Raw genomic sequence first — 12483 nt, forward strand, 5'->3', positions numbered from 1 at the left:
CTCAGCATTTTATTATGGTGATCCCCTGGGCGAAATGCGCCTGGTAAGCAGAGTTTTTGAAATGTAAGGCCTTTGAATAAGACAAAAGGCTGCCTCATCGCTAACTTTGCAACAGTGCCCGCCATTCAACATCGGCATGATCACCAGCGACGACTGGGGCAGCTATGGCCGGGAGGTGCCGAAGGATAAGCATCTGACCGGAAAAATATTCACCCAACGGATTGAGCGCAATAACCTGACGCTGCGCACCCGCATTAAGCGCTTGGCTCGTAAAACAATCTGCTTCTCGCGTTCAGTAGAGATCCACGAAAAAGTCATCGGGACGTTTATTGAAAAACACATGTTCTACTAATTGGAAGCATCACCGCATTTTGCGAATAAAAATAACTGGCATAATTGTATTTAATGATAATGTTACATATTGTTAGCCAGGTTCCGGAAAGCGAGAACCGGAACCGCACCTGTCCAGCCGGTATTCCCGTCGATGACCCTCGCTTTTTACTGATTTGTGCCCGACTGAGAAGTCGGTAACTCAGTTTCGGAATCGGCGCAGATGAGTTTCGGGAACAAAATAAATGTTGCCGCGCGCCCGTGAGCATGCCACGTACAGCCTGTTACGGGACGACGGTGGAAGGGTTGCCAGTTCCTGACGGGTCAGAAGCTTCCAGTGGGAGGATCCCATCACAATGCAGACATCCTGAAAGTGATCGAGCCCTTTACTGGCGCCCCAGTTCATGGAATAGCAGCCGTAACGGTGATGTTCACGATAGAAGAGCTTAATCACCGTATTATCGGCGTGCAGGGTGGCTGAGCGCTCTGTATCTGCGATCGTTTCAATCAGGGAGGCATGTATCCCATGGGCAGCGATACGGATGTTCAGTTGCCCGGTGATAAACTCGCACACTGAAGCTGAGCAACGCCATGTCCGGTTGAGCGTGTCCCGGTCAACCGCGAAACCTGCTGCGTCGAAGCGGGCCTCATATCGCGTGATGTCGTCGTGCAGCGTTGAATTAACGTTGCCGTCATGGCTTGTATCAAAGGTATGCTGATAAAAATCGCCGCAACAGAGCACAGTGATTTCCGCGCGGCAGAGCTCCAGCAGAAAATTAAAGTCATGTCCGGCAAAGTCCTGGACTTCATCGACAAGCAGTTCATCATAGTAACGGGCAAGCCGGATACGGATATCCGGCAGCAACCCCCGGGCTGTCAGTAAATGTGCGAGCCTCCGGTGATACAGCCGTCCGGCGGGATCCTGATAATGCCGGGCATTCGTGCGCGGTATTCTGGGTGGGGGCTGGTCGAAGCTCAGGCCACGCGATGCCAGCTGCTCCTGCAGGAAAGGCCGGAAGCAAAAACCGTGCAGAAACTCAAACCAGGTCATCACCCTGATCCCTTCCGGGATAAAGCCAAAACGTCTGATAATCTGTGCCCGCAGATGCGCTTCATTATTCACGGTGAAGGTCAGGAGCAGCGTCCTCCTGTCCTCACTCAACCGTCGTATCAGCAGCGTGGTCTTGCCCGAGCCGGCAACCGCAAATATCACTCTCTTATCCATGCCAGTGCCTCCTGAATATAATCAGGTACGGTCAGCTCTCCGGCGTGCAGCTGTAACAGCCGGAATGCTGCTTCTGCCTTATTGGCCAGCATGTATTCCTGCACCGTGAGTGTCCGGCGGGGTCCGCGGAAAAGCGTATCACACAGATCAGCGTTATCCTGATACAGGCTGATTTCAAATGTGGATCGGGTGTTATCGCGATCAGCAAATACCCGGGAGCGGGAACAAATCACGTCAGCATAGCGTTCATCGCAGTTTTGCTGATAGTTGCCGTCATTATCACGAAGGGCCGCGACGCGATTTTCCAGAAGACGGGCCAGTTCAAGATAACGACGGAAACTCGTTCCGCCGATAGCGATGATGTGAACTCCGTCTTCCTCCGGTGCCCTGCCATACAGGCGGCGATAAAAGGCCTCGATCAGAATAAACTCAGCATCCCCCTCCACGAGCAGCACACGTCTGGCCAGCGCAAATTCCAGTACGTTATTATCCGGTGCTTTCATGAAGAAGGCGGCAGTCTCAGCGGAAAGTTCATTCATCAGTACCGGCCGGGCAGACCCGAGGAGGATTGCCTTACGCAGATCGAGGCGGGAGGAGATATGGCTGCTGTGTGTGGCAATAAACACCTGCGTCTGCCGTTCAGTGGCAAGCTGATTAACCAGCCTCTTCATACTGACATGGCTGAGATGATTTTCCGGCTCCTCAAGCAACAGTACGTGGAGCTCTCCCTGCTGCTGATGCCGCTGCAGCGCAAACTCCGTTTTGATGAAGCACTGCCTTCCTTTTCCACGGTGACGAATGGAAATACCGTCCTCGGTAATGTCCAGATTCGCCTCAAGCCCTGATTTAGCACCGGAACGCACGCCAAACTGATACGTTTCCAGCGTGTCGTTTATGGCTGACAGATGCCGGGTGCAGAAGTGCATTTTCTGTTGCCGGTAACTGTTTTCAAGCCGGTACCGATCGGCCACCGGCACATTGACGCTGTAAACTGTGCGCGTATATTCCTGTGCGGCGTGCTCGTTATCGATGCGTGCACTGTCTAAGAGCAGATGGCGCAGATAGCGTCTGAAGCTGGCGAAATGACCACCGGAGAAGGTGCTGAACCGCACGGAATAGTATTCATAGGGAAAATTATCGGGATCCTGCTGTAGTACATTGTGAATATCCTGGCCGTATTCCTCCGTCATTGGTGCAATACGCATTCTGAGACCATCCGCATTGATACCCGCCAGATTTTGCCTGCCGTTCAGGTCAGGATCTCCCCCATTACTCAGGAAAACGTCAGCTGTCAGCACGGGTAACTGATCGGCGCGGCGCTCACCTTCCTGAAACTGCCTTACTGCTGACTGGGACAGGAGCGATTCCACACCCAATGCCTCGACCCGGTGCCGGCTGTCACTCAGCACAAGGTCAAGGGCCAGCAGAATCGTGCTTTTCCCGGACTCATTGTCCCCGACCAGAATGTTACGGTCATGAGTGAAGCGCAGGTCCAGTTCCGGAAACTTTTTAAAGTTTTGCAGCATAAGCCGCGTGATCAGAGGCATCTTTTATTCCTTTATATACCGCTGACTGAAAGAGTGTCCGGCTGCGCCAGACCGCCTGTTTTGTTTTACAGCGTTATCTTACCCAGTCTTCCAGCACAAGACCCGGTACCCGCTCAAATTCCCGCGTATTATTCGTCACCAGCACGGCACCGGCGGCGATGGCGTGCCCGGCAATGGCCGTGTCGTTCGGGCCGATCGGCGTCCCGGCCATTCGCAGCGCCACCTTAATCTCCGTGGTGGCGTCCACCGCAGCGCGATCCCAGGGCAGGATGGCATCGAGGCGGGCGCAGAACGCGTCGACCAGCTCGACGTGGCGCGGGGAGGCCTTCGGGCCGGTGGCCCCGAAGCGCATTTCAGAATAAGTGATGGCCGAGACAACGATGCGCTGGCCGCGCAGCACCGCCAGCTCCAGGCGCTTCAGGACGGCTTCCGGCTGCTCGCGCATGATGAACGAGCAGATACAGGTGTCGAGCATATAGGTCTTGTTCACAGGTTAAATCGTCCTTCGTCGCTGACAACGTCCTCGCGCTCCGCCATAAAGTCCGGGTCTGCCTTCTCGAACTGCGCGAACGAGCCCCAGGTCGGCCGGACGGGACGCAAAATAATGCTGTCCCCTTCCCGGACGATCTCCAGCTCGCTCACTCCCTCAAAATCCAGATCGCGGGGCAGACGAATGGCGCGGTTATTGCCGTTTTTAAAAATGGATACAGTTCTCATCATTTCCTCCTGGCCGACCGGCCTGTATGACTATGTTCAGTATATGCAGATGCAAAGCATATGTATAGTCATAGCATATGCAGATGGTAAGTATATGCGTATGCCACACCTATGCAGATGCCCGGCATATGGATATGTTGAACCTATGTTGTATTCTCTCTTTTCCCGGTCAGATCCGAAAAAAGCTAGTTACGGATCTTCCTCTCCCTCCGCACAGCGTTACATCCCGTCAGCACAGCATGTAGTGCCTCATACAGTTGCCCATGGCACTATATGTTGTGTTGTATCTCTGGACTGTGATGCGCCGCGCAGGGGCGGAAAACAGCGATATGATGATTTTCTCAGCGTTGTACACTTCCGGAAAGTCGTTTATTCAAATAAAGTCGGATCCATACGAAACGGGAATGCGGTAATTACGCTTTGTTTTTATAAGTCAGATTTTAATTTTTATTGGTTAACATAACGAAAGGTAAAATACATAAGGCTTACTAAAAGCCAGATAGCAGTATGCGTATTTGCGCGCTGATTTTTGCGGCATAAGAATATATACTGATATGTATACCCGAAGTATGTCAAAAAGAGGTGTGCTATGAAGCAGCGTATTACAGTGACAGTTGACAGCGACAGCTATCAGTTGCTCAAGGCATATGATGTCAATATCTCCGGTCTGGTAAGCACAACCATGCAGAATGAAGCCCGTCGTCTGCGTGCCGAACGCTGGAAAGCGGAAAATCAGGAAGGGATGGCTGAGGTCGCCCGGTTTATTGAAATGAACGGCTCTTTTGCTGACGAGAACAGGGACTGGTGAAATGCAGTTTAAGGTTTACACCTATAAAAGAGAGAGCCGTTATCGTCTGTTTGTGGATGTACAGAGTGATATTATTGACACGCCCGGGCGACGGATGGTGATCCCCCTGGCCAGTGCACGTCTGCTGTCAGATAAAGTCTCCCGTGAACTTTACCCGGTGGTGCATATCGGGGATGAAAGCTGGCGCATGATGACCACCGATATGGCCAGTGTGCCGGTCTCCGTTATCGGGGAAGAAGTGGCTGATCTCAGCCACCGCGAAAATGACATCAAAAACGCCATTAACCTGATGTTCTGGGGAATATAAATGTCAGGCTCCGTTATACACAGCCAGTCTGCAGTCATGGTACCGGCAGTGTATTCTGCCGGGCAGCCTGCATCGCTGCCTGTTGCCATTGATTATCCGGCAGCTCTGGCACTTCGCCAGATGTCGATGGTCCATGATGAACTGCCAAAATATCTGCTGGCTCCGGAAGTGAGTGCCCTGCTCCATTACGTCCCGGATCTGCACCGCAAGATGCTGCTGGCCACACTGTGGAACACCGGAGCACGCATTAATGAAGCACTGGCGCTGACGCGGGGGGATTTTTCGCTTGCGCCTCCGTATCCGTTTGTGCAGCTTGCGACCCTGAAACAACGGACCGAAAAAGCTGCCAGGACGGCGGGGAGAATGCCCGCCGGTCAGCAGACTCACCGGCTGGTTCCGCTCTCTGACTCCTGGTACGTCAGCCAGCTGCAGACGATGGTGGCAACACTGAAAATACCCATGGAGCGGCGTAACCGTCGCACAGGAAGGACAGAGAAAGCGCGGATCTGGGAAGTGACGGACAGAACGGTCAGGACCTGGATTGGGGAGGCGGTTGCCGCCGCTGCTGCTGACGGTGTGACGTTCTCTGTTCCGGTCACACCACATACGTTCCGCCATTCCTATGCGATGCACATGCTGTATGCCGGTATACCGCTGAAAGTTCTGCAAAGCCTGATGGGACATAAGTCCATCAGTTCAACGGAAGTCTACACGAAGGTTTTTGCGCTGGATGTGGCTGCCCGGCACCGGGTGCAGTTTGCGATGCCGGAGTCTGATGCGGTTGCGATGCTGAAACAATTATCCTGAGAATAAATGCCTTGGCCTTTATATGGAAATGTGGAACTGAGTGGATATGCTGTTTTTGTCTGTTAAACAGAGAAGCTGGCTGTTATCCACTGAGAAGCGAACGAAACAGTCGGGAAAATCTCCCATTATCGTAGAGATCCGCATTATTAATCTCAGGAGCCTGTGTAGCGTTTATAGGAAGTAGTGTTCTGTCATGATGCCTGCAAGCGGTAACGAAAACGATTTGAATATGCCTTCAGGAACAATAGAAATCTTCGTGCGGTGTTACGTTGAAGTGGAGCGGATTATGTCAGCAATGGACAGAACAACCTAATGAACACAGCACCATGATGTGGTCTGTCCTTTTACAGCCAGTAGTGCTCGCCGCAGTCGAGCGACAGGGCGAAGCCCTCGAGTGAGCGAGGAAGCACCAGGGAACAGCACTTATATATTCTGCTTACACACGATGCCTGAAAAAACTTCCCTTGGGGTTATCCACTTATCCACGGGGATATTTTTATAATTATTTTTTTTATAGTTTTTAGATCTTCTTTTTTAGAGCGCCTTGTAGGCCTTTATCCATGCTGGTTCTAGAGAAGGTGTTGTGACAAATTGCCCTTTCAGTGTGACAAATTACCCTCAAATGACAGTCCTGTCTGTGACAAATTGCCCTTAACCCTGTGACAGATTGCCCTCAGAAGAAGCTGTTTTTTCACAAAGTTATCCCTGCTTATTGACTCTTTTTTATTTAGTGTGACAATCTAAAAACTTGTCACACTTCACATGGATCTGTCATGGCGGAAACAGCGGTTATCAATCACAAGAAACGTAAAAATAGCCCGCGAATCGTCCAGTCAAACGACCTCACTGAGGCGGCATATAGTCTCTCCCGGGATCAAAAACGTATGCTGTATCTGTTCGTTGACCAGATCAGAAAATCTGATGGCACCCTACAGGAACATGACGGTATCTGCGAGATCCATGTTGCTAAATATGCTGAAATATTCGGATTGACCTCTGCGGAAGCCAGTAAGGATATACGGCAGGCATTGAAGAGTTTCGCGGGGAAGGAAGTGGTTTTTTATCGCCCTGAAGAGGATGCCGGCGATGAAAAAGGCTATGAATCTTTTCCCTGGTTTATCAAACGTGCGCACAGTCCATCCAGAGGGCTTTACAGTGTACATATCAACCCATATCTCATTCCCTTCTTTATCGGGTTACAGAACCGGTTTACGCAGTTTCGGCTTAGTGAAACAAAAGAAATCACCAATCCGTATGCCATGCGTTTATACGAATCCCTGTGTCAGTATCGTAAGCCGGATGGCTCAGGCATCGTCTCTCTGAAAATCGACTGGATCATAGAGCGTTACCAGCTGCCTCAAAGTTACCAGCGTATGCCTGACTTCCGCCGCCGCTTCCTGCAGGTCTGTGTTAATGAGATCAACAGCAGAACTCCAATGCGCCTCTCATACATTGAGAAAAAGAAAGGCCGCCAGACGACTCATATCGTATTTTCCTTCCGCGATATCACTTCCATGACGACAGGATAGTCTGAGGGTTATCTGTCACAGATTTGAGGGTGGTTCGTCACATTTGTTCTGACCTACTGAGGGTAATTTGTCACAGTTTTGCTGTTTCCTTCAGCCTGCATGGATTTTCTCATACTTTTTGAACTGTAATTTTTAAGGAAGCCAAATTTGAGGGCAGTTTGTCACAGTTGATTTCCTTCTCTTTCCCTTCGTCATGTGACCTGATATCGGGGGTTAGTTCGTCATCATTGATGAGGGTTGATTATCACAGTTTATTACTCTGAATTGGCTATCCGCGTGTGTACCTCTACCTGGAGTTTTTCCCACGGTGGATATTTCTTCTTGCGCTGAGCGTAAGAGCTATCTGACAGAACAGTTCTTCTTTGCTTCCTCGCCAGTTCGCTCGCTATGCTCGGTTACACGGCTGCGGCGAGCGCTAGTGATAATAAGTGACTGAGGTATGTGCTCTTCTTATCTCCTTTTGTAGTGTTGCTCTTATTTTAAACAACTTTGCGGTTTTTTGATGACTTTGCGATTTTGTTGTTGCTTTGCAGTAAATTGCAAGATTTAATAAAAAAACGCAAAGCAATGATTAAAGGATGTTCAGAATGAAACTCATGGAAACACTTAACCAGTGCATAAACGCTGGTCATGAAATGACGAAGGCTATCGCCATTGCACAGTTTAATGATGACAGCCCGGAAGCGAGGAAAATAACCCGGCGCTGGAGAATAGGTGAAGCAGCGGATTTAGTTGGGGTTTCTTCTCAGGCTATCAGAGATGCCGAGAAAGCAGGGCGACTACCGCACCCGGATATGGAAATTCGAGGACGGGTTGAGCAACGTGTTGGTTATACAATTGAACAAATTAATCATATGCGTGATGTGTTTGGTACGCGATTGCGACGTGCTGAAGACGTATTTCCACCGGTGATCGGGGTTGCTGCCCATAAAGGTGGCGTTTACAAAACCTCAGTTTCTGTTCATCTTGCTCAGGATCTGGCTCTGAAGGGGCTACGTGTTTTGCTCGTGGAAGGTAACGACCCCCAGGGAACAGCCTCAATGTATCACGGATGGGTACCAGATCTTCATATTCATGCAGAAGACACTCTCCTGCCTTTCTATCTTGGGGAAAAGGACGATGTCACTTATGCAATAAAGCCCACTTGCTGGCCTGGGCTTGACATTATTCCTTCCTGTCTGGCTCTGCACCGTATTGAAACTGAGTTAATGGGCAAATTTGATGAAGGTAAACTGCCCACCGATCCACACCTGATGCTCCGACTGGCCATTGAAACTGTTGCTCATGACTATGATGTCATAGTTATTGACAGCGCGCCTAACCTGGGTATCGGCACGATTAATGTCGTATGTGCTGCTGATGTGCTGATTGTTCCCACGCCTGCTGAGTTGTTTGACTACACCTCCGCACTGCAGTTTTTCGATATGCTTCGTGATCTGCTCAAGAACGTTGATCTTAAAGGGTTCGAGCCTGATGTACGTATTTTGCTTACCAAATACAGCAATAGTAATGGCTCTCAGTCCCCGTGGATGGAGGAGCAAATTCGGGATGCCTGGGGAAGCATGGTTCTAAAAAATGTTGTACGTGAAACGGATGAAGTTGGTAAAGGTCAGATCCGGATGAGAACTGTTTTTGAACAGGCCATTGATCAACGCTCTTCAACTGGTGCCTGGAGAAATGCTCTTTCTATTTGGGAACCTGTCTGCAATGAAATTTTCGATCGTCTGATTAAACCACGCTGGGAGATTAGATAATGAAGCGTGCGCCTGTTATTCCAAAACATACGCTCAATACTCAACCGGTTGGAGATACTTCGTTATCGACACCAGCTGCCCCGATGGTGGATTCGTTAATTGCGCGCGTAGGAGTAATGGCTCGCGGTAATGCCATTACTTTGCCTGTATGTGGTCGGGATGTGAAGTTTACTCTTGAAGTGCTCCGGGGTGATAGTGTTGAGAAGACCTCTCGGGTATGGTCAGGTAATGAACGTGACCAGGAGCTGCTTACTGAGGACTCACTGGATGATCTCATCCCTTCTTTTCTACTGACTGGTCAACAGACACCGGCGTTCGGTCGAAGAGTATCTGGTGTCATAGAAATTGCCGATGGGAGTCGCCGTCGTAAAGCTGCTGCACTTACCGAAAGTGATTATCGTGTTCTGGTTGGCGAGCTGGATGATGAGCAGATGGCTGCATTATCCAGATTGGGTAACGATTATCGCCCAACAAGTGCTTATGAACGTGGTCAGCGTTATGCAAGCCGATTGCAGAATGAATTTGCTGGAAATATTTCTGCGCTGGCTGATGCGGAAAATATTTCACGTAAGATTATTACCCGCTGTATCAACACAGCCAAATTGCCTAAATCAGTTGTTGCTCTTTTTTCTCACCCCGGTGAACTATCTGCCCGGTCAGGTGATGCACTTCAAAAAGCCTTTACAGATAAAGAGGAATTACTTAAGCAGCAGGCATCTAACCTTCATGAGCAGAAAAAAGCTGGGGTGATATTTGAAGCTGAAGAAGTTATCACTCTTTTAACTTCTGTGCTTAAAACGTCATCTGCATCAAGAACTAGTTTAAGCTCACGACATCAGTTTGCTCCTGGAGCGACAGTATTGTATAAGGGCGATAAAATGGTGCTTAACCTGGACAGGTCTCGTGTTCCAACTGAGTGTATAGAGAAAATTGAGGCCATTCTTAAGGAACTTGAAAAGCCAGCACCCTGATGCGACCACGTTTTAGTCTACGTTTATCTGTCTTTACTTAATGTCCTTTGTTACAGGCCAGAAAGCATAACTGGCCTGAATATTCTCTCTGGGCCCACTGTTCCACTTGTATCGTCGGTCTGATAATCAGACTGGGACCACGGTCCCACTCGTATCGTCGGTCTGATTATTAGTCTGGGACCACGGTCCCACTCGTATCGTCGGTCTGATTATTAGTCTGGGACCATGGTCCCACTCGTATCGTCGGTCTGATTATTAGTCTGGGACCATGGTCCCACTCGTATCGTCGGTCTGATTATTAGTCTGGGACCACGGTCCCACTCGTATCGTCGGTCTGATTATTAGTCTGGGACCACGGTCCCACTCGTATCGTCGGTCTGATTATTAGTCTGGGACCACGATCCCACTCGTGTTGTCGGTCTGATTATCGGTCTGGGACCACGGTCCCACTTGTATTGTCGATCAGACTATCAGCGTGAGACTACGATTCCATCAATGCCTGTCAAGGGCAAGTATTGACATGTCGTCGTAACCTGTAGAACGGAGTAACCTCGGTGTGCGGTTGTATGCCTGCTGTGGATTGCTGCTGTGTCCTGCTTATCCACAACATTTTGCGCACGGTTATGTGGACAAAATACCTGGTTACCCAGGCCGTGCCGGCACGTTAACCGGGCTGCATCCGATGCAAGTGTGTCGCTGTCGCCGGCCTCCTCACCCGGTCACGTTTCGTCGTTCCTCCTCCACGCGCTGCGGCTTCGGGGCCGCACCTGCATTCGTATGCGGTCGCCCGGTTACAGGTGCGGCACGGCCTGATGGAGGCCGCATGTGAGAGGAGAATTCCCATGCCAAACTGGTGCTCGAATCGTATGCATTTTTCTGGTGAACCGGCACAGATTGCTGAGATTAAACGACTGGCCAGCGGTGCCGTCACACCGCTTTATCGCCGCGCCACAAATGAAGGTATTCAGCTGTTTCTGGCCGGAAGTGCCGGACTTCTGCAGACCACTGAAGATGTGCAGTTTGAACCGTGCCCCGGACTGACGGATGCCGGACGTGGTGTTGTATCGCCGGAGAATATCGCGTTCACCCGCTGGCTGACACACCTGCAGAACGGTGTACTGCTGGATGAGCAAAACTGCCTGATGCTGCATGAACTCTGGCTGCAGAGTGGTACTGGCCAGCGTCGCTGGGAAGGATTACCGGATGAGGTCAGGGAAACCATCACCGTGCATTTCACCGCAAAAAGAGGTGACTGGTGTGGCTTCTGGAGTAACGAGGATGTATCGGTGTGGTGGAACCGTCTGTGTGACAATGTACTGCCGGAAAAAACCATGCCGTTTGACCTGCTGACGGTTCTGCCCACCCGCCTGGATGTTGAAGTGAATGGCTTTAACGGTGGTGTTCTGAACGGTGTTCCTTCTGCGTATCACTGGTATACGGAACAGTATGGCGTGAAGTGGCCTGTGGGGTATGAGGTGAATATCAGCCGTCAGGGAGAAAACTTCATTCAAGTGGATTTCGACACGCCGTGGTGTCAGCCGGAAAGCAACGTTGTTGCAGAATTAAGCCGCCGTTTCGGCTGCACGCTGGAGCACTGGTACGCCGAACAGGGCTGCAATTTCTGTGGCTGGCAGCGATATGAGCGTGGAGAGCTTGTTGATGTGCTGTGGGGGGAACTGGAATGGTCTTCCCCGACAGATGATGATGAGCTGCCGGAAGTCACCGCGCCGGAGTGGATAGTCGACAAGGTGGCGCATTACGGGGGATGAAGTATGACGGAGACGGGCGGGCAACCGCCCGTTTCTTTTCCGACAAAGGATGTCGCCGTGCTCCTCTTTTTACTGCGCCGGCTGACGCGGCGCGGCAGGAACGCTGCCTGTGGTCAGTGTCCCGCGTCCGGCGGGCACGGGACGGGCGCTTTTACTGCTCCCGGCTGGCACCGGTGACAGTGTACGCCAGCCTGTCGCCCTTTTCTGATGAACGCCCTTCAAGCCGCTTTCGCGGCATATTCTCGCCGTCAAAAAGACGACGGCTGCGATATTCCACGGTCGGCCTGACCCGTTACCGGACGCGGTGAACAGCCCACAGGCAGCGGGGAACGGGCACCACAGGGGTGCCCTCCCGGTGCCCTCTGTAAGAGAAGGAGCGTTGTTATGTCCCGTTTTGTCCTTGGTAACTGCATCGATGTTATGACGCGTATCCCTGATAACGCCATTGATTTCATATTAACTGACCCGCCATATCTCGTCGGTTTTCGTGACCGTTCCGGGCGCACCATCGCCGGCGATAAAACCGATGAATGGCTGCAACCGGCCTGTAATGAAATGTACCGCGTACTCAAAAAAGACGCGCTGATGGTGAGCTTCTACGGCTGGAACCGCGTCGATCGCTTTATGGCCGCCTGGAAAAATGCGGGATTCAGCGTTGTTGGTCACCTGGTCTTCACCAAAAACTACACATCGAAGGCCGCATATGTGGGCTATCGCCA

The 12483-nt window shown here is 51.0% G+C and carries 14 protein-coding genes and 1 pseudogene; 11 read left to right on the plus strand and 4 right to left on the minus strand.

Features of this window, described 5'->3' with window-relative positions:
• Nucleotides 1-121: 121 nt before the first annotated feature.
• Nucleotides 122-352 (plus strand): annotated as a pseudogene (locus tag K0778_RS23165) (IS1 family transposase); the annotation flags it as partial.
• 180 nt (nt 353-532) lie between these two features.
• Here the strand turns inward: K0778_RS23165 and K0778_RS23170 are convergent.
• From K0778_RS23170 to vapB, 4 genes are all read right to left on the minus strand, one after another.
• Complete coding sequence (locus K0778_RS23170) at nt 533-1555, minus strand: helicase UvrD (RefSeq protein WP_000361404.1); 1023 nt, start codon at nt 1553-1555, stop codon at nt 533-535.
• Nucleotides 1540-3102, minus strand: a complete 1563-nt coding sequence (locus K0778_RS23175) for an ATP-dependent endonuclease (RefSeq protein ID WP_004206609.1) — start codon at nt 3100-3102, stop codon at nt 1540-1542. The genes K0778_RS23170 and K0778_RS23175 overlap by 16 nt, the downstream gene beginning before the upstream one ends.
• A 73-nt stretch (nt 3103-3175) precedes the next feature.
• Nucleotides 3176-3592, minus strand: a complete 417-nt coding sequence (locus tag K0778_RS23180) for a type II toxin-antitoxin system VapC family toxin (protein ID WP_016236302.1) — start codon at nt 3590-3592, stop codon at nt 3176-3178.
• Nucleotides 3589-3819, minus strand: coding sequence for a type II toxin-antitoxin system VapB family antitoxin (gene vapB / locus K0778_RS23185; RefSeq protein WP_001261282.1), 231 nt, complete (start codon nt 3817-3819; stop codon nt 3589-3591). The genes K0778_RS23180 and vapB overlap by 4 nt, the downstream gene beginning before the upstream one ends.
• Here vapB and K0778_RS28415 point away from each other — a divergent pair.
• The 10 genes from K0778_RS28415 to K0778_RS23230 form a co-directional block, all read left to right on the plus strand.
• Nucleotides 3803-4282: a hypothetical protein gene (locus K0778_RS28415; protein ID WP_023153809.1), complete on the plus strand. Its 480-nt coding sequence runs from the start codon at nt 3803-3805 to the stop codon at nt 4280-4282. The genes vapB and K0778_RS28415 overlap by 17 nt on opposite strands.
• A gap of 126 nt (nt 4283-4408) precedes the next feature.
• Nucleotides 4409-4627, plus strand: coding sequence for a type II toxin-antitoxin system antitoxin CcdA (gene ccdA, locus K0778_RS23190; RefSeq protein ID WP_000813634.1), 219 nt, complete (start codon nt 4409-4411; stop codon nt 4625-4627).
• Between the two features lies 1 nt (nt 4628).
• Nucleotides 4629-4934 (plus strand): type II toxin-antitoxin system toxin CcdB, encoded by a 306-nt coding sequence (gene ccdB / locus K0778_RS23195; RefSeq protein WP_001159868.1) that lies wholly within the window; start codon nt 4629-4631, stop codon nt 4932-4934.
• Nucleotides 4935-5741, plus strand: a complete 807-nt coding sequence (locus K0778_RS23200) for a site-specific integrase (RefSeq protein ID WP_000016982.1) — start codon at nt 4935-4937, stop codon at nt 5739-5741.
• A gap of 773 nt (nt 5742-6514) precedes the next feature.
• Nucleotides 6515-7270, plus strand: a complete 756-nt coding sequence (gene repE, locus K0778_RS23205; RefSeq protein WP_000852146.1) for a replication initiation protein RepE — start codon at nt 6515-6517, stop codon at nt 7268-7270.
• A 587-nt stretch (nt 7271-7857) separates the two neighbouring features.
• Nucleotides 7858-9024, plus strand: coding sequence for a plasmid-partitioning protein SopA (sopA, locus tag K0778_RS23210; protein WP_000772446.1), 1167 nt, complete (start codon nt 7858-7860; stop codon nt 9022-9024).
• Nucleotides 9024-9995, plus strand: a complete 972-nt coding sequence (locus tag K0778_RS23215) for a ParB/RepB/Spo0J family plasmid partition protein (RefSeq protein WP_000817036.1) — start codon at nt 9024-9026, stop codon at nt 9993-9995. The genes sopA and K0778_RS23215 overlap by 1 nt, the downstream gene beginning before the upstream one ends.
• Nucleotides 9996-10861: 866 nt before the next feature.
• Nucleotides 10862-11764, plus strand: a complete 903-nt coding sequence (locus tag K0778_RS23220; RefSeq protein ID WP_001348615.1) for a DUF1281 domain-containing protein — start codon at nt 10862-10864, stop codon at nt 11762-11764.
• Entirely contained in the window at nt 11761-12072 is a 312-nt protein-coding gene (locus K0778_RS23225; protein WP_011254640.1) for a hypothetical protein, read from the plus strand. Before K0778_RS23220 ends, K0778_RS23225 begins: the two co-directional genes overlap by 4 nt.
• A 76-nt stretch (nt 12073-12148) precedes the next feature.
• A partial coding sequence (locus K0778_RS23230; RefSeq protein ID WP_023148466.1) for a DNA methyltransferase occupies nt 12149-12483 on the plus strand: 335 nt, incomplete at its 3' end.

Source organism: Escherichia sp. XD33 (genome assembly GCF_019375075.1).
GTDB lineage: Bacteria > Pseudomonadota > Gammaproteobacteria > Enterobacterales > Enterobacteriaceae > Enterobacter > Enterobacter flexneri_A.

Excerpts from the sequence above, each read along its gene's own strand:
- K0778_RS23220 (WP_001348615.1), top strand. The coding sequence starts at position 10,862 with ATGCATTTTTCTGGTGAACCGGCACAGATTGCTGAGATTAAACGACTG.
- K0778_RS28415 (WP_023153809.1), top strand. The coding sequence starts at position 3,803 with ATGGATACAGTTCTCATCATTTCCTCCTGGCCGACCGGCCTGTATGAC.
- ccdA (WP_000813634.1), top strand. The coding sequence starts at position 4,409 with ATGAAGCAGCGTATTACAGTGACAGTTGACAGCGACAGCTATCAGTTG.
- K0778_RS23200 (WP_000016982.1), top strand. The coding sequence starts at position 4,935 with ATGTCAGGCTCCGTTATACACAGCCAGTCTGCAGTCATGGTACCGGCA.
- repE (WP_000852146.1), top strand. The coding sequence starts at position 6,515 with ATGGCGGAAACAGCGGTTATCAATCACAAGAAACGTAAAAATAGCCCG.
- sopA (WP_000772446.1), top strand. The coding sequence starts at position 7,858 with ATGAAACTCATGGAAACACTTAACCAGTGCATAAACGCTGGTCATGAA.
- ccdB (WP_001159868.1), top strand. The coding sequence starts at position 4,629 with ATGCAGTTTAAGGTTTACACCTATAAAAGAGAGAGCCGTTATCGTCTG.
- K0778_RS23170 (WP_000361404.1), bottom strand. The coding sequence starts at position 1,555 with ATGGATAAGAGAGTGATATTTGCGGTTGCCGGCTCGGGCAAGACCACG.
- K0778_RS23175 (WP_004206609.1), bottom strand. The coding sequence starts at position 3,102 with ATGCCTCTGATCACGCGGCTTATGCTGCAAAACTTTAAAAAGTTTCCG.
- K0778_RS23225 (WP_011254640.1), top strand. The coding sequence starts at position 11,761 with ATGAAGTATGACGGAGACGGGCGGGCAACCGCCCGTTTCTTTTCCGAC.
- K0778_RS23215 (WP_000817036.1), top strand. The coding sequence starts at position 9,024 with ATGAAGCGTGCGCCTGTTATTCCAAAACATACGCTCAATACTCAACCG.
- vapB (WP_001261282.1), bottom strand. The coding sequence starts at position 3,819 with ATGAGAACTGTATCCATTTTTAAAAACGGCAATAACCGCGCCATTCGT.